This window comes from Yoonia sp. MH D7 (assembly GCF_054439475.1).
This window is the reverse complement of the sequence record NZ_JBTJCF010000001.1, coordinates 1412970-1437549: the sequence shown is the minus strand read 5'-3', so window position 1 is coordinate 1437549 and position 24580 is coordinate 1412970. Positions and strand designations below refer to the sequence as shown.

20 protein-coding genes and 2 tRNA genes are annotated in these 24580 nt (G+C 53.8%); 15 read left to right on the top strand and 7 right to left on the bottom strand.

From position 1 onward, the window contains the following. Nucleotides 1-67 precede the first annotated feature (67 nt). The gene (locus ACXLHR_RS07025) at nucleotides 68-2218 is read left to right on the top strand and encodes an esterase-like activity of phytase family protein (protein WP_458790781.1); all 2151 of its coding nucleotides are present in this window, start codon (nucleotides 68-70) and stop codon (nucleotides 2216-2218) included. 255 nt (nucleotides 2219-2473) lie between these two features. On the opposite strand, the gene rlmF is transcribed toward ACXLHR_RS07025, so the two are convergent. The 5 genes from rlmF to ACXLHR_RS07000 all read right to left on the bottom strand — a co-directional run bounded on the left by rlmF (nucleotide 2474) and on the right by ACXLHR_RS07000 (nucleotide 7668). After that, on the bottom strand, nucleotides 2474-3400 hold the full coding sequence (gene rlmF / locus ACXLHR_RS07020) for a 23S rRNA (adenine(1618)-N(6))-methyltransferase RlmF (RefSeq protein ID WP_458790780.1): 927 nt from the start codon (nucleotides 3398-3400) through the stop codon (nucleotides 2474-2476). Between the two features lie 408 nt (nucleotides 3401-3808). After that, on the bottom strand, nucleotides 3809-4486 hold the full coding sequence (locus ACXLHR_RS07015) for an ABC transporter ATP-binding protein (RefSeq protein ID WP_458790779.1): 678 nt from the start codon (nucleotides 4484-4486) through the stop codon (nucleotides 3809-3811). Continuing rightward, the gene (locus tag ACXLHR_RS07010; protein WP_458790778.1) at nucleotides 4483-5688 is read right to left on the bottom strand and encodes an ABC transporter permease; all 1206 of its coding nucleotides are present in this window, start codon (nucleotides 5686-5688) and stop codon (nucleotides 4483-4485) included. The genes ACXLHR_RS07015 and ACXLHR_RS07010 overlap by 4 nt, the downstream gene beginning before the upstream one ends. Further along, on the bottom strand, nucleotides 5688-6740 hold the full coding sequence (locus tag ACXLHR_RS07005; protein WP_458790777.1) for an efflux RND transporter periplasmic adaptor subunit: 1053 nt from the start codon (nucleotides 6738-6740) through the stop codon (nucleotides 5688-5690). Before ACXLHR_RS07005 ends, ACXLHR_RS07010 begins: the two co-directional genes overlap by 1 nt. Nucleotides 6741-7089: 349 nt before the next feature. Continuing rightward, a complete protein-coding gene (locus ACXLHR_RS07000) occupies nucleotides 7090-7668 on the bottom strand; it encodes a hypothetical protein (RefSeq protein ID WP_458790776.1) in 579 nt (192 codons plus the stop codon). Between the two features lie 217 nt (nucleotides 7669-7885). On the opposite strand from ACXLHR_RS07000, the gene ACXLHR_RS06995 reads away from it, so the two are divergent. Further along, nucleotides 7886-8446: a hypothetical protein gene (locus ACXLHR_RS06995; RefSeq protein ID WP_458790775.1), complete on the top strand. Its 561-nt coding sequence runs from the start codon at nucleotides 7886-7888 to the stop codon at nucleotides 8444-8446. A gap of 503 nt (nucleotides 8447-8949) precedes the next feature. Here the strand turns inward: ACXLHR_RS06995 and rpsU are convergent. Further along, nucleotides 8950-9150, bottom strand: coding sequence for a 30S ribosomal protein S21 (gene rpsU, locus ACXLHR_RS06990; protein WP_458792494.1), 201 nt, complete (start codon nucleotides 9148-9150; stop codon nucleotides 8950-8952). Between the two features lie 475 nt (nucleotides 9151-9625). Between rpsU and ACXLHR_RS06985 the strand changes: the two genes are divergently transcribed. From ACXLHR_RS06985 to ACXLHR_RS06930, 12 genes are all read left to right on the top strand, one after another. After that, complete coding sequence (locus ACXLHR_RS06985; protein WP_458790774.1) at nucleotides 9626-9805, top strand: hypothetical protein; 180 nt, start codon at nucleotides 9626-9628, stop codon at nucleotides 9803-9805. 131 nt (nucleotides 9806-9936) lie between these two features. Continuing rightward, nucleotides 9937-10236: a hypothetical protein gene (locus tag ACXLHR_RS06980; RefSeq protein ID WP_458790773.1), complete on the top strand. Its 300-nt coding sequence runs from the start codon at nucleotides 9937-9939 to the stop codon at nucleotides 10234-10236. A 292-nt stretch (nucleotides 10237-10528) separates the two neighbouring features. Next, nucleotides 10529-12181: a peptidoglycan-binding domain-containing protein gene (locus ACXLHR_RS06975; RefSeq protein WP_458790772.1), complete on the top strand. Its 1653-nt coding sequence runs from the start codon at nucleotides 10529-10531 to the stop codon at nucleotides 12179-12181. A gap of 598 nt (nucleotides 12182-12779) precedes the next feature. Beyond that, on the top strand, nucleotides 12780-13487 hold the full coding sequence (locus tag ACXLHR_RS06970) for a FadR/GntR family transcriptional regulator (protein ID WP_458790771.1): 708 nt from the start codon (nucleotides 12780-12782) through the stop codon (nucleotides 13485-13487). Beyond that, nucleotides 13477-14490 carry an ABC transporter ATP-binding protein gene (locus ACXLHR_RS06965; RefSeq protein ID WP_458790770.1) on the top strand — a complete coding sequence of 338 codons (1014 nt, stop codon included), beginning with the start codon at nucleotides 13477-13479 and terminating at the stop codon, nucleotides 14488-14490. Before ACXLHR_RS06970 ends, ACXLHR_RS06965 begins: the two co-directional genes overlap by 11 nt. Beyond that, nucleotides 14487-15557, top strand: a complete 1071-nt coding sequence (locus ACXLHR_RS06960) for an ABC transporter ATP-binding protein (RefSeq protein WP_458790769.1) — start codon at nucleotides 14487-14489, stop codon at nucleotides 15555-15557. Before ACXLHR_RS06965 ends, ACXLHR_RS06960 begins: the two co-directional genes overlap by 4 nt. A 23-nt stretch (nucleotides 15558-15580) precedes the next feature. Further along, on the top strand, nucleotides 15581-17086 hold the full coding sequence (locus ACXLHR_RS06955; protein ID WP_458790768.1) for an ABC transporter substrate-binding protein: 1506 nt from the start codon (nucleotides 15581-15583) through the stop codon (nucleotides 17084-17086). Nucleotides 17087-17159: 73 nt separating this feature from the next. After that, nucleotides 17160-18107, top strand: a complete 948-nt coding sequence (locus tag ACXLHR_RS06950) for an ABC transporter permease (protein WP_458790767.1) — start codon at nucleotides 17160-17162, stop codon at nucleotides 18105-18107. After that, a complete protein-coding gene (locus tag ACXLHR_RS06945) occupies nucleotides 18104-18979 on the top strand; it encodes an ABC transporter permease (RefSeq protein WP_458790766.1) in 876 nt (291 codons plus the stop codon). Before ACXLHR_RS06950 ends, ACXLHR_RS06945 begins: the two co-directional genes overlap by 4 nt. After that, nucleotides 18979-20754, top strand: coding sequence for a gamma-glutamyltransferase family protein (locus tag ACXLHR_RS06940; protein WP_458790765.1), 1776 nt, complete (start codon nucleotides 18979-18981; stop codon nucleotides 20752-20754). Before ACXLHR_RS06945 ends, ACXLHR_RS06940 begins: the two co-directional genes overlap by 1 nt. A gap of 564 nt (nucleotides 20755-21318) precedes the next feature. Beyond that, nucleotides 21319-21395, top strand: a tRNA-Asp gene (locus ACXLHR_RS06935). Between the two features lie 26 nt (nucleotides 21396-21421). Beyond that, nucleotides 21422-21498, top strand: a tRNA-Asp gene (locus ACXLHR_RS06930). 227 nt (nucleotides 21499-21725) lie between these two features. On the opposite strand, the gene ACXLHR_RS06925 is transcribed toward ACXLHR_RS06930, so the two are convergent. Then, entirely contained in the window at nucleotides 21726-23099 is a 1374-nt protein-coding gene (locus ACXLHR_RS06925; RefSeq protein ID WP_458790764.1) for a M20/M25/M40 family metallo-hydrolase, read from the bottom strand. A gap of 202 nt (nucleotides 23100-23301) precedes the next feature. Here ACXLHR_RS06925 and hemA point away from each other — a divergent pair, with 202 nt between their 5' ends. Continuing rightward, a complete protein-coding gene (hemA, locus tag ACXLHR_RS06920; RefSeq protein WP_458792493.1) occupies nucleotides 23302-24510 on the top strand; it encodes a 5-aminolevulinate synthase in 1209 nt (402 codons plus the stop codon). Nucleotides 24511-24580: the final 70 nt, after the last annotated feature.

Here is a 24580-nt window from a genome sequence, read left to right as displayed (position 1 = left end):
CATCGTCATGCAACTTTTACGTTCCCCGCATTAGGTCGCGCCAAGCAAACAAATAGGGAACTGCACTATGTCTTTCAAGTTACTTGGCATGACGTCTACACTTGCGATTGTCGCAACATCCGCCGCCGCCGAGATGAATTTTAACCGCATCAGCAGCTTTGCGACATCTGCAAATAATGCCGATCCGCTTGCCACGTCGTCGTCCGAGATCATTAGCGCCTCAGGCGACGGGATGACTTTGGTGTATTCCGACAGCCCACTGGGTGTAATCGGCATGATCGACATTACGGACCCCGACGCGCCGCGACCGAAAGGCAATATTGATGTTGGCGGTGAGCCCACGGCGGTGTCGATGCTGGGGCAGGTTGCGATGGTTGGTGTGAATACATCCGAGAGCTATGTTGTGCCATCTGGTTTGCTGAAGGCGTATGACATCGACACAAAGGCCGAGGTTGCGTCTTGTGACTTGGGCGGCCAGCCAGACAGCACCGCGATTGCACCTGACGGCAGCTTTATCACCATCGCAATCGAGAACGAGCGGGACGAGGATGCGGGTGACGGTCGCACGGGACAATTGCCTGCGGGCTATGTCGTAGTGCTTGATATTGTGGATGGTGTGCCAGCGTGTGAGAGCTTGGTAAAATTTGACGTCACAGGATTGGCGCAGATCTCTCCAGAAGACCCCGAGCCAGAGTTCGTGGATGTGAATGCGGCGGGCGAAATCGTTGTGACAATGCAGGAAAACAACCACATTGTTGTCCTGTCCAAGACGGGTGAAATCCTGAGCCATTTCTCTGCTGGGGCAGTTGATCTGGACCAAATTGACGCCACCGACGAGCGCGCTGCGCTACGATTTACCGAAAGCCAGACAGGCCGCCTGCGCGAACCTGACGGTGTGCAATGGATCGACGGTATGCATTTCGCGATTGCCAATGAGGGCGATATGGACGGCGGTGCGCGCGGCTGGACCATTTTCAATAAAGACGGCACGGAGGTTTTTGAGGCTGGTAACAGTTTTGAACATGCGATTATCCAAACCGGGCACTATCCTGACAAACGGTCAGATGCCAAAGGCGCAGAGCCTGAAGGCATGGAGGTCGCGACGTTTGACGGCACGACCTATGCGTTCATCTTGGCAGAGCGCGCGTCTATCGTTGGGGTGTACGATGTCAGTAACCCTGAAACGCCTCTGCTAAAGCAAATGTTGCCATCAGGTATTGCACCAGAAGGTGCCATCGCGATCCCGTCGCGTGGCTTGTTTGTCACCGCAAATGAGGCCGACTTGATTGAGGATGGCGGCGTGCGTAGCCACGTGATGATTTACGAATATCAAGATGCGGCTGCAACATATCCGCAACTGACCTCTGCTGGTGCAGACGTATTGATTGGGTGGGGTGCGATTTCTGGGATGGTCGCGGGCGACAATGGGATCGTATATGCGGTCAACGATAGTTTCTACGGCTATCAACCGACGATTTTCACAATTGATACCAATGTAACCCCTGCGCAAATCACCACCGCGTTGCCCGTGACACGCGCGGGAATGCCAGCGCAAAAGCTTGACCTTGAGGGGATCACGCTGGACGGCGAGGGCGGTTATTGGGTCGCGTCAGAGGGGCGCACAGATCGCATGATCCCTCACGGTTTGTATCACGTTGATGCAGACGGAGAAATCTCCGAAGAAATCAGTCTGCCTGCGGAATTGCTTGCGGTCGAAAAACGATTTGGCTTTGAGGGGATCACATTGATTGATGGCACGCTTTGGATGGCGGTGCAGCGCGAGTGGGGCGACGATCCTTCGGACCATGTTAAGCTCGTCGCGTATACAATCGACACTGGCGAATGGGGTGCGGTTCACTATCCAAAAACGGGTGCTGATACGGGCTGGACAGGTCTTTCGGAAATCGTGGCACATGACGGCGATGTCTATGTTATCGAGCGCGACAATCAAATCGGTGACGCGGCAAAACTCAAGAAAATCTATCGGGTGTCAGCCGATCAAATGGTCGCGGCACCTTTGGATGGGCCGCTGCCTGTTGTCACCAAGCAAGAGGTCCGCGATTTGATCCCTGATCTTCTTTCAAACAACGGCTATGTGGTGGATAAGGTCGAAGGTCTGGCTATTTTTGAGGACGGATCTGCTTGGGTCAGCACCGATAATGATGGTGTTGATGACAGTTCAGGCGAGACTTTCTTTTGGTCCATAGGTCACATCTAAGCGAGCCGAAAATAACGGGATGCGCTTCAACAGTGGCGCATCCCTGTCTTTTGCAAAACGGTTCTAACTAATTTCCCTCGGCCAAGTAGTCGCCACACTAAACACTTAGGTTAGCGAAAAGACCTTACCTGCCAGATTTTGAGTTGAGTACCCCCATCAATTTGAGAAGGGGACGTTCATAGTGTCACGGGATACTGTGATGATGCGTTTACGGAGCAGGCATTAGCTGAATTGCAAATTTTTAGCAAAGGCCCCCTAGGCCTCAGCATTATTATTGAACAAAGATCTTTGATGCTTCTTCAAGTAAGTCCAAGCAACAAAACGACTGGTTTTTTGCCCTTGTGCCATCTCGATGACTTTATAATCAGCAACTTTGGCTTTTCCCAAAATGCGATAGAGTGGCTGAAGGTTATCCTTTTTCGACACCAACGAGGTAAACCACAGGCACTGTTCCGCGAATTCCATACTCTGTTCAACCATGCGGGCGATAAACTTTATCTCGCCACCCGGACACCAAAGTTCAGCATTCTGGCCGCCAAAGTTGAGTTTTTTTGAATGTCTTTTCCCAAGGCTCGCCCACTTACGTTGGGTGCCTTTATTCGCTTGTTCCATAGACGAATGAAACGGCGGATTACACATGGTTACGTGAAAAATATCGTTGGCTTCAATCACGCCACGAAAGATATTCTCTGGCTCAACTTGTCGTTTGAGGGTGATTTTCAATGCGTTGAGTTCACAAATTTGCCTTGCGGATTCGAGCGCACCCGCATCGATATCAACGCCAGTGAAGTGCCAGCCGTATTCGCTTTGGCCCGTCAGGGGATAAACAAGGCTTGCACCTGTGCCGATGTCTAACGCTTTGATATGATGCCCATATGGGATTTTTTGGTTATTACTCTCGGCAAGCAAGTCCGCGAGATAGTGGATGTAATCAACACGACCCGGAATTGGTGGGCATAGATAGCCGCTAGGGATATCCCAAAAATCAATATTGTAATGCGTTTTTAACAACGCCCGATTGAGCATACGGACAGCTCTCACGTCTTGAAAATCAATCGTTGTCTGACCGCGTGGATTATTGATCGTGAAAGCTTCTAGTTCAGGTGTCTGCGCCACTAAACGCACAAAGTCGTAACCTTCTATGTGTTGATTGCGCGGATGCAGCTTATTTTTCGTGGCCATTGGGGACGCTTTCATGAAAGTTGTTGGACGTCACTCGCCAGACGGTGGGTTGGTTTTAGGCATTTATACACAAATAGTAAAATTGGGAGAGGGGCACCTCCGCTGGCGCTACAACAGTTCTTTCCATGTGCAAATATATGTCACTTTGGGATCGAAACCGACTTTCTTTAACGAGCTATAGCGCGATGATCCATTACCCATAGGCAGGGCGTCGCATTCTGGTTTGGCTGCGATGGTAAATACGAACCGCTGTTTCGCGTTTATATCTTTGCCATGTGGGGTCAAAAGTATTCTTCCGCAAAAGAGTGATAGTCGAACCGTGATGCGTCACACTTATGGCTTTTGGACCTGAAAGCAGTTCCTGATTAAGAGGCGTCAGCATCCGAAATGAGCACATCGCGCGCTATATCATCCCGTCACTAAGCCATCGCGCACTTCAATCTGACGGCGGCATAAGTTCGCTATCTTTTCATCATGGGTCGAAATTAGGAACGTGGTGCCTTCTTCTCGATTAATTTGGGCGATTAACTTCATCACCTGTGCTGCAGAAGCACGGTCAAGGTTCCCCGTCGGCTCATCCGCCAAGACTAATTCGGGGCTATTCATTAAGGCACGCGCCACAGCAACACGCTGTTTTTGCCCGCCCGACAGGTTGGTAGAGGGGAAATTAATCCGGTCGCCCAAACCCATGCGCGTCAACAAATTCTGTCCACGGTTTCGGGCGGCAGTCGTTTCGCGACCTTCACGCACTGCAGTGGGGAAAATTACGTTCTCCAAGGCGGTGAAATCTGGCAACAAATTGTGAAACTGAAACACAAACCCGATATGGCGATTGCGAAACGCCGTCAGCGCTTTGTCATCAGCAGTGGTCAAATCATGTCCCAGCATCACGTGGCTGCCTGACGTGGGTTTCATCAAGGTGCCAAGTATCGTCAGAAGCGTGCTTTTGCCCGATCCGGACGCCCCCAGTAAAGCGGCCACTTCACCCTTTTCTAGCGAAAGGGACAGGCCGCGCAAAACACGTGTCGCGGCCTCGCCTTCGCCAAAGGTTTTGAACAGATTGCTCACCTCTAACAACACAGTCATTGGCCGATTGCCGTAACTGGATCAACACGCGCTGCCGATCTTGCAGGTAGAATTGACGCAAGAATTGCACCAATCACGGTCAACGTTATGGCCAAACCGTATGATCCTTGGGTGATATCCATTGGTAATGTGCCCACTTCAAAAGCACCGCGCGATGGAAAAGGCAAGAGTGCGAGGTATCCTAGTGCGGCGCCAGCAAGCCCCCCCATCAGGCCGATTAACGCGCCTTGTGTCACAAAAACAAAGACCACAAATCCGCGCCCCGCACCCATCGCGCGCATAATGCCAATCTCCGGGCGGCGGCGGTAAGTCGATAACAAAAGTGCTGAGGCGACGCCGATCACAATCGTGATCATGGCAAAGGTTTTTAAAAAATATCCTGTTTTTGCCTGCGCGTTCAATGCTTCCATCAATTGCGCGGCACCGTCCGTCCAAGGCACCGCATCCAAACCCGTCAATGCAGTAATTCGCTGTGCCGTGATATCGGCGGTGTCCAGATCAAACAGCTTGATCTCGATCCGCGTTACGCCCTGTGGCATCGCAAATAACGTGCGCGCGGTGGGCAGGCTGACAAACGCACGAGCGCCATCAATCGCGCCATTGCCGGTTTGGAAAATTCCACTCAAAGTCAAAACTGAGGTCACACCGTTTGCACTTTGCAATCGTAATGTCTGTCCCAACGAAAGATCCAGATCATCAACCAGATCATGCCCGAGAATAATCGAACCTGCGCTCACTCGCTCAGATCCTTCGATCAAATATCCAGCGAGTTTCAAAATAGCGGATTCGCGCCCGGCCTCGATACCTGTAACACTGACCTGCTTGACCTGTGCTCCGCGCGTCAAAAAACCTGCACCAGAGATCTGCGGCGAAACCGCTTTGACGCCCGACACGGCCTCTATGAGTGGCACCCATGTCAACGCCTCGGGTAGCGTGGCGGACTTCATGCTGCCTCGTTCGGCGACAAACAACACGTGACCATCCAATGGCATCAGCAACGCAGGGTCATCCACCTCTGCATCAACCGAGATATGCGAGATGTCACCCACGGTGCGAGATACGATAAACTCGGCCAACCCGCCAATCAGGGCGGACATAAAGATGAAAATAAACACACCCACAGCAACACCTGCCACCAAAAGAGCAGTTTGGGCCTTACTTGCGGTTAGGTAACGAATAGCAATTTTAAGGGCGTATCGCATTAAGGCTGATCCACTTTGACCGCTTGGCCTTCTTTAATACCTGTCGCGTCAACTATCACTGTATCACCCGCAACTAATCCGCTCAAAACGATCAACCGCGCTGCGGGCCATTCTACAACCGAAACCGCGCGCGGAACCGCCATGCCATCTTGCACGACAAATACGCTGGGGCCATTTTGCCCCTGCACGATTGCCGCTCTCGGAACGGTTAACGCCGCTTCACGGGCGTCCACAACAATATTTGCAGTCACGGTCATCCCGATAGGAGCGCTCACAGGGGCTCCAAAGGCCAGCTTGATAGCAAGTCCACCCGTGCCCTCATCAACACGTCTGGACACAAAGCTGACATGCCCTGTGCGCGTCATGTCCTCACCGGCCAATTGTAGAACTGCGGCTTGATCCAACTTGATCTGTGTCGCATAGGCCTCGTCGACATCTGCTGCGACAATCACATCACCATCGTCAACCAATGTCAGCAAAGGAGCGGATGCGCCGACAAGTTGACCAACTTCGGCGTCCAGCGATAATACTCGCCCTGTGATCGGGGCGCGAACGGTGTAAGTCTCCAAAAGGATTTGCGCTTGATCCAGAATAGCGGTCTGGCGGGAAACTTCCTGATCTGCTGCTTGTAACGCCATTGACGTGGATGCCAGTGCAGTGCGCGATATGTTTTCGCCAAGTGATACCGCACGATTATAATCTTGAAATGCATCTTGTCGTGCGATAACTGCTGCGTCCAATCCAGCGATGGCTTGGCGTACGACCGCACTCTGGGCTTGCGCGTCTATCTCGACCATAGATTGATCAATCTCGACCGAGACGCCTTCCTCCACAGTGATCGCAGCGATACGGCCCGTGATCTGTGTTCTCACGTCAATCATATGCACCGCATCAATCCGCCCGTTTACCCCCAAGATCCGTGTCGCAGGGGCATAGCTTGCAATCTCGACGGGCACGACGGTCGCTTGATCCAGCCAAAGGTAAGCGTATGAACCATAGCCAATCACCACACCTAAGAGTGCCGCGATTACCCATTTCCAATGTCGCCCCATGCGTGTAGTCTTGGGAACTGGCTGCAAGGCCGGGACGGGTAGTGCAGCTGAAACAATAGCGTTTGAGGGTTTGATCTCATTGGGTATGCGGTGCTGAGAGGTCAAGGGGGCTCTCCAGTTTAAAATAAAACAGTCTAGTCTTAATAATAGCGCCATATACATCGGCTGCCTTGACATGGATCAGAGCGTTATAAACAAAATCGTGGATTTTTGGACGTAAAATAGCGAAGGGCAGGGACCAGTTTTGTCATCATCAGTCCGTATATCCAGCCCTTGTCGCACCAGAAATAGCTCACAGCGAATTGAGGTGTTCCACTCGCTTCACACTCCTTCGCGCGACCTGATTGGCCTAGCGCGTCATGGTAACCGCGCGCCAACTTTTTACCGAAACACCGTTTACGATGCTCGATGTGTGGAAAATACCATAGATGGATGTCGCCCCAAGGACCATCAATCGCAGTGTGAAATCCATTGTGACACCGCCCAGCGTCACCTGAGAATGACCGATCAATCGCGCAAGATCGTCAACTTTGCAGCCCATCAACGTTTCAACATCGGATGACGACAAAAGAGGGGCAGGCGTCCCATCTGCCTTTGCATGGGCTTCAAAGCTCCAAGGCGGTTCATCTGCCCAAACAAACTCAATAGGGGCCTGTGCTTCCGGGTGGGTGCCAATCAGGCCGCCATCTGCGGTCATTTCAATTTGCATCGTTTCGATGTCGCCACTCGCCGGGAATGGCATCGTCATCGGGCCTGCAATAACATAGCCCGCATGGTGCGAAATTTGCCAAGACCCGACAATCGTGCCGTTGACCTGCGCCCAAGCCTTGGGGCTTCCGTAATTGCATGCGACATCAGGCGCGGCATTGGCAAAGGACGAAATAGAAATGAAGGCAAGAAAGAAGGCGATGCTGAATTTAAAAAACATTTGAAACACTTCTTCCATGGTTAATAATGGAATCTATATGATCCAGCCTAGCATGCAGCTCTAAAAATGCGACAATAAATATTATGGTCACAAAAACCATTGCGTCAGGGCGTATATAAATAATTGGCAGGCTAGGATTTGGTCGCTAAACTTTTGCAATACCCGATGTTTACGCACGAACTATACAGCAATTCACCTTTCATAGATTGGAAAACCAATGCCGTTTTCATCATTTCGCTACGTTATCTATGCTGCCGCTCTGTCCCTCGCTCCAACACTGTCTTTTGGACAAGAGGTTTTTGGCAATATCACCGCCACTCTCGATGGTGAAGAACGCACATGGTTTTTGTCCGCGCAAGACAACGAAAGCCAATCCTTTGGCTTGTCGATCGCAGTCGCGAATTTGCAATCTTTTCAGCTTTGGGGTCAACCAGCCGAAGATACCGTGCAAGTTTCTGAAGACAGCCTTTTGTTCAGTTTCGACGTTATGTCTGTTGGTGGCCAATTGATCCCGTTGAACGCCACGGTGATGTATTTGGCAGAAGGCTGGAGGTCTGGCTGGATCGCAAGCGAATCCGAGCCCGAGGCCAGTGACGTCGCTTTTTCCCTGACAAGCATTGAAACCCGTGATGACGGAGTTTTCATTGAAGGCAGTTTTGAGGCGACTGCCCACCATCGCGAGCCGCTCGCAGGTGGGGAATTCGACCCCGCGCGGACAATGCAAATCAACGGCAGTTTGAGTGCATTGTTGCCGCCCTATATTTTGCAGGAAAAATAGCAATCTAACAATCATGCTCTCTTTGCCGTATGTGCGGCGTGCTTGGAGCGGTTTTTAGATCAGCACCCGCTGCCACAATAGGTGTACGCGCATTGTTTTGTGGCAGAATCAGGTCAAAATAATCCGTCTATGTCTCTCATTGAAGGGAGTGGCGGTCACAAAAGGCGCTTTGAGATTCTCGTCGGCGCGCCGAAGAAACGACCACCGACTGTGTCAGATTTTCTAATGCTGTGAAGCGTCCATCCCAACACTGCTATACGCAGCATTGTCCAAACAGTGCTATTTAACTATAAAATCTTTTGCGATCCGCGGAAATGCCGAGTGTAATACCGCTCAGCGACACGCGTAGTTGTTCAGCTGCGGCAACGCAGCTGAAATATCGCTTCAGCCATTTTTTTAACTGTCAATTAACGTTGCTAGACGCAACGACAGCAATATGACAGAGGCCGACCATGCACCAACATTTATAGTTGACCACATGATGCACGTATTACGATTAGGCTTTAGCCTTCACGTTCTGCCTTTTTACGCGCCAATTTGCGCTGACGGCTAATCGCTTCTTTTTTCTCGCGAGCCTTCCGAACGGATGGCTTTTCAAAATGCTCTTTGAGCCTCATTTCGCGGAACACACCTTCACGCTGTAGCTTCTTTTTGAGCGCACGAAGCGCCTGATCAACGTTATTATCACGAACACTTACTTGCATTTGAGTTCCACTAGTTTCCAAAAATATTTCATGCCACTTGCCAGTAATAAACGGTAAAATCAAACAGAATCTTTTTAGTGAGAATTTTCGGCCGCCTCTTTGTAGATCCCTCCGTTACTCGCGAGACATATCCTGTCACTTCTCGTCACGGTGAACAGAGAGATGTTTATGGACAATAACCAACGAGAGATCTAGCGCAAGTTGCGGATACTGCGATACGCTGAAGTGATCGGTTATGCCACCAGCTGCTCAGCGGCAAAAATGGCCCGATCTCTAGACCAAACTGGACAATGGGAGCGCTTTTTTAAACGTCACCATTTTTACTGAACTCCCCCGCCCCGTGCAGTCGAACGTGGAGGGAATGTGGGCCTGATAGCGCGATCTTGTTCCGGATTTGAGCAAACTGTGCTATAAGTAGCGGATCCCGCGTTAAAATCGGGTGGTCGCAATCAATGCGGGTTTTGGGGAGATGACGATGACGACATCGACAAACCGGACAGAGAAACTTCGGCAGCTGAAAGACGAGATGCGCAAGCTGGAAGTGCTTTTTGAGGAAACAGAACTGGCCTTCGGCGACCTGACCGATGCAGAAAAGGCGGCATTAAACGGGTTGGCGAGTGTGATTGAGTATCATGCCAGCAAGTTGAAAAGCTGAACATGTGTCGGCTCGCGACAACCCGGCGCGGAGTGCTCAGCCTGTTGTGGCGCGAGGCAGATGATTGATCGCAAAAAGCGCGAGATAAGTGTTTGAAAATTGATGTTATGGCGTTTGTAGGAGGAGCTAAAATGAGTTTTATAACGATTTCGACGTGGCGCATGACGGGCGACGCCGAGACCTTGGAACATGTGACCGAGCTGATGCAGCGCAAATACTTTCCGGGGCTTTTGGCTTTGGGGGCTGTGCACTCGATGCTTGTTGATGCAGACCTCGACCGGTTTTCGATTGTGACGGTCTATCCAAACCGCAAGGTGCGCGATGATGCCATTGCACATATTTCGGATCTACGCATTGAAGGCGCCGAGGAGTTTGGCGCAGAGCTGATGGACGCCTACGCCGGCGATATGCTGGCGGCATCTGCCGGGTAGCCAAATGTTCTAAGAGCCGCGCTCCCCTGATCGGATACTTTGGTTATAAGGCAAATCTGCGGTAATGTTGATAAATGGGTCGCCGGTAATCACACCCGACGTCAGCGATTGCGATTGTATTGCACCTTTGGGTTTTGGTCACGTCTGAGCGTTGCACTTTTTATAGTCGCTGTTCACAGACAGCGTCTGAAAAAGGTTGTTATTGGATATCACGGGCGATCAGATCTAACCTAACGCTAACATCAAGGCTCGCAAGAATGCGGGTCGAAATCCATTTCAATTGGAGACTTCCATGCGTTTGTTTTGTTTACCGACAGTGTTGTCCTTGATCGCGTTCCCTGTTTTTGCTGAAGATGCAGCCGTGCTAATCGGTGCGGATCGTTATGTGACCCTCGACCGTTTTTCAGGTGGTACAGACGTGACGGACGTAGCCGAAAATTTACGTGGCGCCGGGTATGTGGTTGATGCGCTGATGGAGCCTTCAGTTGATGCCATGCGCGATGTGTTGACCCGTTTGCAATCGCGCGCCGAGGATGCCGAGCGATTGATTGTTGTGTTGGCGGGACAATTTGTCACCGATGGCTCCCGAAGCTGGTTCCTGTCAGTCAATGCGCCAGCGCCAACGCTATTCGCGCTCGAACAAGAAGCTGTATCTATCGAGAGTGTTTTGCAGGTTTTGGCGAACGTGCCAGGTCAGGCAATCCTGATGTTAGCGTCCGACCAGCGAGCAACCGATAGTATCGGACCGACCCTGAGAGAAGGTCTTGGGGTGATGAATATCCCGCAGGGTGTCACAGTTATTCAAGGCGACCCGCGTAGTCTGACCCGCTTGATTACGGGCGCGGTTATCACACCTCAGGCGGATATCCTGTCGGCTGTGGATGATGCGCGCGGCTTGGAGGTTGACGGGTTTCAACCCAAGACTTTGGTGATGCAGGCGACCGCTTCCTTGCCCGCGACCGCTGCACCACGCCCCGTTATCGTAGATCAGCAAGCAGGACGGGCCGCATGGACACAAGCACAGAATGCGGGAACGCTGGAAGCCTATCAAGCCTATTTAAGACAATATCCGCGCGGTGCTTTTGCCAGTGAAGCGTCAAGCGCAATAGAGACGATATTAGCCGAGCCAAACCGCGCCGCACGGCTTGGCGAAGAGGGGCTCGCGTTGACGCGAGATGCGCGCCGGAGCATCCAGCGCGATCTTTCTATCCTGAACTATAACACACGCGGCATTGATGGTATTTACGGTCAGGGGACGCGGACGGCTATTATGAACTGGCAGCAGGAAAACGGCTTTGGGCAGACAACGTATCTGACGTCCGAACAAATCACACGGATTAACGCGCAAGCCGCCAGACGCTCGGCGCAGCTCGAAGAAGAAGCCGCGCGCGCGCGTGCAGAAGAGCTTCAGCTGGACCGCGCTTACTGGGAAGAAACCGGAGCGAAAGGTGAGAGCGCGGGATTGCGCAGCTACCTAGAGCGGTATCCTGATGGTGCTTATGCAGATCAGGCCACCAGCGCATTGAACCTTTTAGAAGAAAACCTGCTGGCGCAGGCGGCACGTGCCGACCGTGATGCATGGACCGAAGCCCGCAGCCTCGATAATGCCGAGGCGTATCAGGCCTATTTGAATGATTTTCGCGATGGCGCATTCCGCGACGAGGCGCAGACCCGCGTGACAGCCTTGCGCGATCAACAGGCGAATGCCGCCTCTAACGAACGCGCGCAGGGCGTCGAGGCGTCACTCAATCTCAATCCGTTGACACGCGGCGTGATCGAGCAACGGCTGTCGCAACTGGGACTGGATCCGGGGGCTCAGGAAGGGAAATTTGATGATCTCACGCGCCGCGCGATCCGGCAGTTCCAAAGAAGTCGAAACCTTGATCCGACGGGTTTTCTAACGCAGGCGGCATTGGTTCAACTACTGCTGCCAAACGGAAACTAAACGTGACAAGACCCCCGCTGGTTCGCTCCGGCGGGGGTATTTGACTTTCACAAAGCCGGGCGACGACAACTTGGTTGTTTACGTCACTTCGTCAGTCTCATGCTTGGTTATGATAGAATCTTATTATTGATAAATATCAGCGGCATACCTATTTATTTTGGATTTTTTTACCTTTGATCAATCGCCATTTTACAAATAAAATCAAATAATTATCCGATGCGGATCTACGAACTGCGGTCAAACGCCTGTTTCGTGAACGGGCTCGGTTCGGTTGCCGCCACATCCCTGTGATGATTGCGCATTCGGGCCACACCTTGGACTTTCGTCTAAGCGATGCGGCAATCATGATATTCGCGATGTTCAAAATATTCCGGATGGCTCGAATCCGATATCGCAAATCAATGGATGTGTCCGCCTGAAGCAGCGGCGCAATACACGGTGTCGCGGGATAACCCGTCGGACCAAACTAAATATTTGTTGCGTGAACCAAAAAGAACCTTAAGCTGAACCAATGGAAAATGATTCACACGATTCACCCAAATCTCCGGATTTCGCTTCGAAGCTTGACCTTAGGGAAGTTAGTGACGAAAACTGTGCAGTGGCAGATACCTCCGCTGTGGCGCTGGAACGTTTGCGCGCGATATTGGTCTCACTCAGTGGGGCACCGGGGCAAAAGCTACCGACCGAACGTGACTTGGCTGCACAATTAGGGGTGGGCAGGCGCGAGATCCGGCGCGCTTTGGAAGTGCTAGAGGCCGAAGGGTCGATCTGGCGACGCCAAGGTTCTGGCACATTCACGGGGCCGCCGCAGGATATGCCTCTGGCGCAGGCAGATACCGTTAGCCCCAGTCCCGCTGGCCTGGTCAACCTGATCGAGGCGCGTTTGGCGCTGGAGCCTTCGCTGGCGCGTCTGGCGGCGCAGCGCGCATCACCTGCCATATTGCGCCGGATTGCGACCTGCATCGACAGAATTGACAGCGCAAAAGACGTCGATAGTGCTGATTTGTGGGACAGCGCTTTGCACCGCGAAATCGCGCAAGCGGCGGCAAATCCGCTGCTGCTGTCGCTATTCGACCGGCTCAATGTCTGGCGGCACGATAAAGGATTATTGCGCTTACGCACCAACATCAACAATCGCCACCGGATCAACGTGGGTTATCCACAAACCGAACATCGCCGTATTCTCGCCGCGATGGAGGAAGGTGACGGCGCTGCCGCAGCGCAAGCCATGCGCGATCATCTGACCGATCTTTACACCGCGCTGATCCACTATAACCAAGAGGAAATGACCGGCCATGACGTGTGAAATCGCCACGCCGACACTGGAACTACGTGATCTGTCGATCCGTTTTAACAGTCAGCCGATTGACCTGATTGATCGGGTCAGCCTGTCAATCAATCCCGGCCGCACGCTTGCACTGGTCGGGGAATCAGGCTGCGGCAAGTCGGTGACATCGCTGGCAACAATGGGCTTACTACCCAAGAAAGCCGCGACAGTGACCAACGGGCAGGTTTTGTTTCACGGTGATAACCTGCTGGACTATAGCGTGACGCGGATGGAATCCTTGCGTGGAAATCGTATTGCGATGATTTTCCAAGAGCCAATGACGGCGTTAAATCCCGCTTTTACGATCGGCAATCAAGTGGCCGAAGCGGTGCGCCGCCACCGCGAATGCTCCGAGCAAGAGGCGCGGGCGCGTGCCTTGGAAATGTTCGATCTGGTGCGAATGCCTGCGGCTGCCAAGCGGCTGGACGAATACCCGCACCAATTGTCGGGCGGCATGCGTCAGCGCGTGATGATCGCGATGGCGCTGGCCAATGATCCCGCCCTTTTGATTGCAGATGAGCCAACCACCGCGTTGGACGTGACCATTCAGGCCCAAATTCTGGATCTGATGCGCGATTTGCTAAAGGAAACGGGTGCAGCGATGTTGATGATTACCCATGATCTGGGTGTTGTCGCGGAAATTGCCGATGATGTGGCGGTCATGTATGCGGGACGTGTGGTGGAATCCGGATCCGTTCAGGATATTTTCACCGATCCGCAACATCCCTATACGTTGGGCCTGATGGGCTCGATGCCGGCGCTTTCAGGGCGAGTGCAGGGGGCGTCGCGGCTGATGACTATCCCGGGGGCGGTGCCAGTGCCGGAAAACATGCCGCCAGGCTGTCGTTTTGCAACGCGGTGTCCGTTTGCCACCCAAGACTGCAACGCGGGCCGCCCGGCAGACATTGCGATCACGCCGGCGCACAAAGTGGCCTGTATCAAAGCACCGCTGGAACTTTATTCTGCCAAAGGTGCCGCATGACCGACCCTATTCTGACGACCAAGAACCTATACAAAAGGTTCACGACCGATGGCGGTTTGTTTGGTGCCGCGACAACGATTCATGCGGTCAATGGCGTGTCATTGTCTGTGAACAAAGGCGAAACCTTTGCGATTGTAGGGGAATCCGGTTGTGGAAAATCGACCCTTGCAAGGCTTTTGTTGCGTCTGCTGGATCCTTCGGAAGGGCAGGTTGTTTATGACGGCCAAGACCTGACCACGCTGCCAGCAAGCGACATGCGTAAACTGCGGTCGCAGATGCAATTCATTTTTCAAGATCCGTTTTCATCACTGAATCCACGGATGACTGTCGAGACGATTGTGGGCGAGCCATTATTGGTTCACACCAGCCTGAACCGCAAACAGCGCCGCGAAAAAGTGGCTGATTTGCTGCGTAAGGTCGGGTTGCGTCCCGATTATGCCGACCGCTATCCGCATGAATTTTCCGGAGGCCAACGCCAACGGATTTGTGTTGCGCGCGCTTTGGCCTCTGGCCCGAAATTGCTGATAGGTGACGAGCCAGTTTCAGCGCTCGATGTGTCCGTGCAAGCGCAAATCGTGAACCTGCTGGAAGATCTCAAAGATGATTTCGGTTTGACGCTGATTATTATCGCACATGATCTGTCGGTGATCCGTCACATGGCTGACCGCATTGCGGTTATGTATTTGGGCGAGGTGGTTGAACTGGCCGCAACAGAAGACCTGTTTAAGTCTCCGCGCCATCCCTACACCCGCGCCCTGCTGGCGGCCATTCCGGTGCCTGTTCCGGGTGGTCGCGGTCCGATGCCGGCCTTGGGCGGGGATATTCCGTCGCCTGCCAGTCCTCCTGCAGGTTGCAAATTCCATACACGGTGTCCGCATGCCACGGAGATCTGCAAAACCACGCATGCCGCACTGGACACAGTCGGGACCCATCAAACCGCCTGCCACCATTGGCAAGATTTGCCAGTCATGGGGTCAGACGCCGTCGTCACTGCACCGCGCAGTGCGGCAACCGAAGCGCGCTTTGCGCTATACCGCGAGGCAGCCAACCAGTCTGCCGGTCAATAAAAACTCGACAACAGGAGATTTCAATGAGAATTACCACACTGATTACCACACTGCTCGGCACAGTCGCCTTGGGCAGTATTGCTGCCGCGGCGGACCTGCGCATCGGTTTGAACGAGGATCCTGATTCACTTGATCCGTCCCAGTCACGGACTTTTGTGTCATCGCTGGTTTATGAATCGCTTTGCGACCGGCTTTTTAACACCAATGCCAATATGGAAATTATTCCCGAGCTGGCGACCGACTGGACGTGGTCGGACGATGGTCTGACGCTGACCATCCAACTACGCGAAGGTGTGACACACCATGATGGCACGCCGTTTAATGCTGCATCTGCTGTGCGCGTTCTAGACCGCAACATGAACTTGCCAACCAGTAACCGCCGTGCAGAACTTTCGTCCATCGCCGGTTCCGAGGCGACAGGCGAGCATGAGTTGACACTGACCCTGAACGGTCCTGACGTTACTTTGGTGGCGCAACTGGCGCACCATGCAGGTCGGATGTATTCGCCTGACGCAGCAGAGGCTGCCGGTGACAGCTTTGGCGCGGCACCTGTTTGCTCAGGCCCTTATGCCTTTGTAGAACGCGTTGAGGGCGACCGGATCGTGTTGGAGAAATTCGCGGACTACTGGGATGCGGACCAATTCCATTATGACCGCGTGATCTATCAGCCGATCCCCGACACCACCGTGCGTCTGGCCAATGTGCGGTCCGGCGATCTGGATATCATCGAGCGCACCGCTCCGTCCGACGTGCCAAGCATCCGCGACGACAGCCGTTTGCAGCTGTTTGAAGTGGCTAATATCGGGTACCAAGGCATTACCATCAACGTTGGTAACGGTACGCGCGCCGAGGGGCCATTAGGGTCCGATGCACGTGTCCGTCAGGCATTGTCGCTGTCAATTGACCGCGAAGCGCTTAATCAGGTTGTCTTTGAGGGCGAATATGTCGCCGGCAATCAATGGGCCGCACCGGGTACAACGTGGTATGACGAAAGCGATCCCGTTCCGGCGCGCGATGTAGAGCGTGCCCGCGAATTGCTGGCCGAAGCCGGCGTAGAGACGCCTGTGCGGATCGAAATGCAAACCGGCAACGCACCGATTGCGATGCAACAAGGTCAGGTCATTCAGGCCATGGCAGCAGACGCCGGTTTCGAAATTACACTGCGCGCCACGGAATTTGCGACATTGCTGTCCGAAAACGTGCAGGGCAATTTTGATATGTCCCAGCAGGGGTGGTCAGGCCGGATTGATCCCGATGCAAATATCAGTGCCTTCGTCGGCAGCACGGGTGCCAATAACGACCAGAAGTACCTGAATGAAGACGTTGACGCACTGCTGGCACAGGCCCGCGCAGAACCCGATATGGAAGCCCGCAAATCGCTATATCAGCAGACCCGCGATATCCTGAAAGAAGACCTGCCGCTGATTTATTTGTATCACATCAAGTACTTCTACACCATGCGTGAAGGTATTGAAGGTTTCGAGCCTTATGCCGATGGTATCATCCGTTTGCGCGGCGTGTCTGGCTAAATCTGCGTCATAACCTCGATGATCCCGCCCGCAGTCACGCGGGCGGGACACTTATAATAAAGGGCCTGTAGACATGCTGCGCTATATTGCCAATCGGGTGCTGGTTGCCATTCCGACGCTGATTTTGGTGTCGATCTTTGTGTTTCTGCTGCAAAAGCTGTTGCCGGGTGATCCTATTCTGGTGCTCGCCGGAGAGAGCCGCGACCCCGAAACGATCGCGTTTCTGCGCGAAAAATACCGGCTGAATGATCCGGTGATTTTTCAGTATTTGTACTGGCTCAGCGATGTGCTGCGCGGTGATCTGGGCATTTCATTGCGCACCGGTCTTCCCGTCACCGAGCTGATTGCCCAAAAACTGCCCGTCACACTGCAGCTTGCGGTGATGTCGATGATATTTGCCACTGTGATCGGGATACCGGCGGGCGTGATGTCTGCGGTGAAAAAAGGCACCTTCTGGGATTATCTAGCGAACTTTCTGGCGCTGTCAGGGTTGTCGATCCCGAATTTCTGGCTTGGCATCATGATGATCATGCTGATTTCGGTCAATTTGGGCTGGTTGCCTGCCTCTGGCTACGAGTCGCCTTGGGTCGATCCCGTGCGTAGTTTCCAGACCATGCTGATGCCATCCATCGTGCTGGGCACAGCACTGGCTGCGACATTGATGCGCCATACGCGGTCGTCCATGCTGGGTGTGTTGCAGGCCGACTATGTGCGCACTGCACGTGCCAAAGGGCTGCGCGAAAAGGTTGTGATCCGGCGTCATGCGTTTCGCAATGCGTTGCTGCCGATCGTCACTGTTGCGGCAATGATGTTTGGTGAACTCTTGGCCGGTGCGGTCCTGACTGAGCAGATCTTTACCATCCCCGGTTTTGGCAAGATGATCGTCGATGCGGTTTTCAATCGAGATTATGCTGTGGTGCAAGGTGTTGTGCTTGTCACGGCGACCGGATTTATTTTGATAAACCTGTTGGCAGATGTGCTTTATGTTCTGCTTAACCCCCGTATGAGGGCGACAATATGACCGCTGCTGTGACCCCGATTATTGACGATGCACCGGCACCCCGCCGCAATCGCACATGGGGCAAGTTGAAAAAGAACCGCAGTGCGATGGTTGGCGGCGTTGCTGTCGTGTTCTTTGTTATTATCGCGCTGTTGGCCCCGATTTTGCCTGTTCCTAATCCGATTGATACTGATTGGGGCAAGATCAGGCTACCATCGTCCGCAGAGCACTGGATGGGGACCGATGAGTTGGGCCGTGATATCCTGTCGCGTATGGTCTGGGGCGCGCGCGCATCGCTGATGGCGGGTGTGATTTCGGTCTTGATCGCCATGGCGGTTGGCGTGCCATTAGGCTTGATCGCTGGCTATTTTGGCGGTTGGACCGACCAGATTATCGCGCGTGCCACGGATGCCTTGCTGGCGATGCCGTTCCTGATCCTTGCGATTGCACTGGCCGCATTTTTGGGGCCAAGCCTAACCAATGCGATGATTGCTATTGGTCTTTCAGCGGTGCCTATTTTCATCCGCCTGACACGTGGTCAGGTTTTGTCGGTCAAAACAGAAGATTACGTTGAAGGGGCGCGGGCGATTGGTTTGGGACATACGCGGATTATGACGCATTACATTCTGCCAAATGTATTCCCGCCAATTCTGGTGCAAGCCACGTTGACGATTGCCACCGCGATTATCGCCGAAGCTGCACTGTCCTTTCTGGGTCTGGGTCAGCAGGCGCCACAGCCCAGCTGGGGCTCGATGCTAGCGACAGCCCGTAATTTTCTAAGTCAGGCCCCATGGATGGCAATGTGGCCGGGTGTTGCGATCTTTATGGTTGTGATGGGTTTTAATTTGATGGGTGACGGCCTGCGCGACGCCCTTGATCCGAAAGAGACATAATGCAGCAAGATGTATCCGAGACTGGCGCTATCGCCTCGACCCATTATTTGGCAACCGAGGCGGGCGCGAAAATTCTACGCGATGGCGGAAATGCATTCGATGCGGCCGTTGTTGCCGGTTTGGTATTGCAGGTTGTCGAGCCGCATTTGAATGGACCGGGTGGTGATCTGCCCGCGATCCTTTGGAAAGACGGACAGGCCGTTGTGCTCTGCGCGCAGGCAGCGGCACCTGCTGGTGCGACGATTGCGCATTACCGCGCCCAAGGGCTGGACTTGATCCCCGGTGACGGCTTGCTAGCGACTGTAATTCCCGGTGCTTTTGATGGCTGGATGCTGATGCTGCGCGATCACGGCACGATGGAGTTGGCCGATATTATGGCCCCTGCGATTGATCTGGCCGCGAACGGCCACCTGATGCTGGACCGTGCAGTCGATACTATTGCGGGGCTTGCGGATTACTTTCGTGAACACTGGCCCAGCTCTGCCGAGGTCTGGTTGCCCGGAGGCGCGCCACCGGTGAAAGGTGCGTTGTTTACCAATCCCGATCTGGCCGCGACTTGGCAGCAGGTTGTGGACCTCGCCAAAGGTGCGACTCGCGAAGCCCGTATTGATGCCGCGCGGGATTGTTTTTACCGTGGCTTTATCGCGGAAAAGATTTCAACATTTTGCGCTGAGACAAAGGCAATGGATGCCAGCGGCAGGCCCCATGCGGGTGTGTTGAATGCGGCTGACATGGCAGGATATGCGGCGCATTACGAAGCCCCGCAGACATTTGACTACCACGGCTGGACCATTGCCAAGACCGGTCCTTGGGGGCAGGGGCCGGTCTTGTTGCAATCGCTTGCGTTGCTCGCGGATGATGATCTGGCCGCGATGGACCCACTTGGATCCGACTTTGTGCATCTGGTAATCGAGGCGCAGAAACTGGCGATGGCAGACCGCGAAATCTACTACACCGATCCCACGCATGATGCAGTGCCAATCGATACGTTGTTATCTGCGGATTATAACGCTGCGCGCCGCGCATTGATCGGTGCGCGTGCTGATTGTGATCTTCGCCCAGGAACCGTTGCAGGCTATGGCCCGCAGGTCGCGCAAATGCAGGCCATGCTCGACAAAATGAGCCTGCCCGAAGGCGCTGTTTACGAGCCAACGATGGCGCATCTGGCGACGACCCCACGCGGTGATACTGTGCATCTGGATGTCATTGATCGCCATGGCAATATGGTCTCGGCAACGCCCTCAGGCGGCTGGCTCCAAAGTTCGCCCATCGTCTCGGGCTTAGGATTTTGTCTGAATTCACGTGCGCAGATGTATTGGCTTGATGATGCTGCCATAGGTTCTCTAAAACCGGGCAAGCGCCCGCGCACGACACTTTCGCCTAGCCTTGCATGGCACCGCGACGGACGGCGGATCAGTTTTGGGACGCCCGGCGGCGATCAGCAGGACCAATGGCAATTGTTATTTTTTCTGCGCCACGTGCATCACGGTATGGACCTACAGCAAGCTGCTGACGCGCCGATGTTCCACACGACCCATATGCCTTCGTCGTTCTACCCTAGATCACGCCAGCCAAGTGGCGTCGTCGCCGAAGATACTCTGTCAGAAGCCACGTTGTCGACGCTAGAGGCGGCTGGCCACTGCGTGACCCGCGTACCGGCTGGCAATGTAGGGCGGATCACCAGCGCCGCGCGCGCGGCCGACGGGCGACTGAGTGCCGCGGCAACCACGCGCACCGCACATGGACGCGCGATTGTGTTGGGGGATATGGACTAAAGCGCGACGCGCGAAACGCGTGTTTTTCTGGAATGGCGATTGGCGGCTTGGGATTTCCTAGCCACCACTACAGTGCTAGCCGCGAGGTTTAAAAACGTCGTTGCGCAGTGTCATTTTGCTGTCGAGAAAGCGCTCGCCGTGCCTCCAACCGCCTGCCGTTTTCACGTGCTCACCAGCGTCGCATTTTCACCACGCAGCGCCTCCAGCATCACGGCAGCAGTAAACTTGTCTGAGAAACCGCGTCTCTTCTTCTTTCCCGTATCGATTCAATCGCATTGGATCATTCCGGCACGCAGTCCAGTTTTTGCCGGATTGATAGCAAATCGGTAATTTAAGCGCGTGCTGCGTATACTCAGGTTTAGACGTAAAAGGCTGCACTTGGGGTTTAAATTTGGAACATGGGAAAAACCCGGCAATAAATGTCACTTTTGCATGGTTTTTTCCGTAAGATTTCAAGCTAATTTACCGTTGCAGCATTTTTACGTGATTGCTGGCTTGACGCCCTGCGATCCCGCACTTAGAAGCACGGCACGTCAGGTCGAAAGACTTGAATTTCTAAGATGCGCGGTTGTAGCTCAGCTGGTTAGAGTACCGGCCTGTCACGCCGGGGGTCGCGGGTTCGAGCCCCGTCAACCGCGCCACTTAGATATTTATGACGTAAGATTGCGCGGTTGTAGCTCAGCTGGTTAGAGTACCGGCCTGTCACGCCGGGGGTCGCGGGTTCGAGCCCCGTCAACCGCGCCATTTCTTTTTTAGAATTGAATCACATTTTAATTGCGAAATGTATTCAGTGCAGCCAATTGCTTTGGTGCAATTTTTTGTAGCTTCCCGTTACAGTTTGTTGTCTTGGCCCGTTTGACCATCGGTTTGACGCCATTTTTTCCCGAACCTGTTGATAGATTTGATATCTTGCTGGCACGGATCGTGTTGCGCGGGTAGGGCCCCCTTGCAGGTGCAAGAGGGCCTGAGAGTTATTTTGTAAGCGCGTGCAAAATGCGCGCCCATGACCGTGTGCCTTTGTGAAAGGATGACAGGTCGTATTTTTCGTTTGGCGAGTGGATCGCATCATCGTCTTTGCCAAATCCGATCAGCATGGCGTCCATGCCGAGGATCGATTTGAAGTGTCCTGCGATGGGAATCGAGCCGCCTGCGCCAACGTAAGCCGCCGCATTTGGCCATTCGTCCGAAAGCGCTGCTTTGGCTTTTGCAAACGCCGGATCTGCGGTCGACATTTGTGACGCCGCAGAGGCCCCGTGGTTTGCCCATGTGACTTTGCAATCGGCGGGAATCATCTCTGCGACCATTTTGCGGAAATCTTCGCGGATTTTCAAAGGGTCTTGGGTGCCGACAAGCCGGAAGCTGATTTTGGCCGAAGCTTTGGAGGGCAGCACGGTTTTAAACCCGTCGCCGGTGTAACCCGAACTCATGCCGTTCACTTCGCAGGTGGGTTGTGACCAGATCATTTCCAGCGGGCGCCGTCCTTTTTCGCCGGCGGGGATCGAAAGGCCGACAGCGTTCAGGAATGCATCGTGGTCGAACTTCAGATCGTCCCATGATGCGGCAAGCTCGTTGGAAAGTTCGGGCACGCCGTCGTAGAAGTTTGGCACGGTGATGCGCCCGTTTTCGTCGTGCAAGCTGGAGATTATTTTGGCCATGACCCGTGCGGGGTTAATCGCGATGCCGCCATACATGCCTGAATGCAGATCAAGATCCGGGCCGGTGATGGTTAGCTCTTCGCCCAAAAGCCCGCGCAGTTGCGTGATAATGGCTGGAGTTGCATCGCCGTAAAGCCCTGTATCGCAAATCAGCGCAATATCGCAGGTCAGCTCGTCTGCGTTTTCTTTCATAAAGGGGGTAAGCGACGGGGAACCTGATTCTTCTTCGCCTTCAAAAAAGATCGTGATGTTGCCGGGCAGGGTGCCGTGCACCTTTTTCCACGCGCGACAAGCCTCGACAAATGTCATCAACTGGCCTTTGTCGTCCGAAGATCCGCGCCCGCGGATAACGCGGCCCTTGGCGGTGTCTTGAATTTGCGGATCAAACGGGTCGTTGTGCCAAAGGTTCAGCGGGTCCACAGGTTGCACATCATAATGGCCGTAGAACAAAATATGTGGCCCTGTGCCACCAGAGTGGGCGACGACCATCGGATGCCCTGTGGTGGGCCGTTTGGAGGCGTCAAACCCCATGGATTGCAGGTCTTTGACCAACCAGTCGGCGGCTGCGTCGCAGTCTTTGGCATAGGCGGGGTCGGTCGAAATTGAGGGAATTCGCAGTAGGTCGAGCAGGCGCTCTGTTGCGGCTTCTAGGGTGTCATCTATGCGGGCGAGGACGGGGTTGAGTGTCATTATTATTGGCCTTTGTTACACAAGTTTGATGTGGATCAACTTTAACCTAACGTGGCACGTGCATAAGGCCAAGTATGGGAGCGACAGTTTGTAGCGTATTGCCCCCTAGCTTTTGGCTCTATATGAGGGCTAGAATAATTCTAAACCGCGTAAATATCTGCGTGGTAGAGAGACGAAAGGAAGTCTTTTGAATTACGATCAGATGCTGAACACTGCGATTGAGAACCTCCATACTGAGGGCCGTTATCGCACATTTATTGATATTGAGCGCACGCGCGGTCAATATCCGCATGCGGTTTGGAACAAACCCGACGGGTCCAAGACCCCGGTGACGGTATGGTGCGGCAACGATTATCTCGGCATGGGACAGCATCCGGTTGTACTGGCGGCTATGCATGAGGCACTGGATGCAACAGGTGCGGGCTCTGGTGGGACGCGCAATATTTCTGGTACGACCGTGTATCACAAGCGCCTTGAGGCAGAGTTGGCTGATCTGCACGGCAAAGAGGCGGCATTGCTGTTTACCTCTGCCTATATCGCCAATGATGCGACGCTAAGCACCTTGCCCAAGCTGTTTCCGGGCCTGATTATTTACTCCGACGAGCGCAACCATGCGTCAATGATTGAAGGTGTGCGCCGTAACGGTGGTGCCAAGCGGATTTTCCGTCATAACGACGTTGCCCATTTGCGCACGTTGATTGCGGCCGATGATCCTGCCGCGCCAAAGCTGATTGCCTTCGAGAGCATCTATTCGATGGACGGTGATTTTGGCCCTATTGAAGCACTATGCGATGTGGCGGACGAATTTGGCGCGCTTACTTATCTGGACGAAGTGCATGCCGTGGGCATGTATGGTCCGCGTGGGGGGGGCGTTGCCGAACGTGATGGTTTGATGGACCGTATTGATATTATCAACGGCACTTTGGCTAAAGCTTATGGCGTGATGGGCGGCTATATTGCGGCAAGCCCCAAGATGTGTGATGCAATCCGGTCCTATGCGCCGGGGTTTATTTTCACAACATCGCTAGCACCAGCGCTGGCTGCGGGGGCTGCGGCATCGGTGGCGTTTTTGAAGCAGGATCAGGCGTTGCGTGCAGCGCATCAGACCCAAGCGGCAATTTTGAAATTGCGCCTCAAAGGGCTGGGCTTGCCGATTATTGATCACGGGTCACATATTGTGCCGCTGATTGTGGGCGATCCCAAGCACACCCAAAAACTGTCGGATATGTTGTTGTCAGAGTTTGGCATGTACGTGCAGCCGATCAATTTTCCGACCGTGCCGCGCGGTACCGAACGGTTGCGATTTACCCCGTCGCCGGTTCACGGACCGCGCGAAATGGATGCGCTTGTGGGCGCGTTGGACGGGCTTTGGTCGCACTGTGCGCTGAATCGTGCCGAGTTAGCCGGATAAGCTTTCTGCGTGTGCAATGAATGTTTTGCTGTGATAATAACTTGGTAAGATAAATGGGCGCGGCGATTCG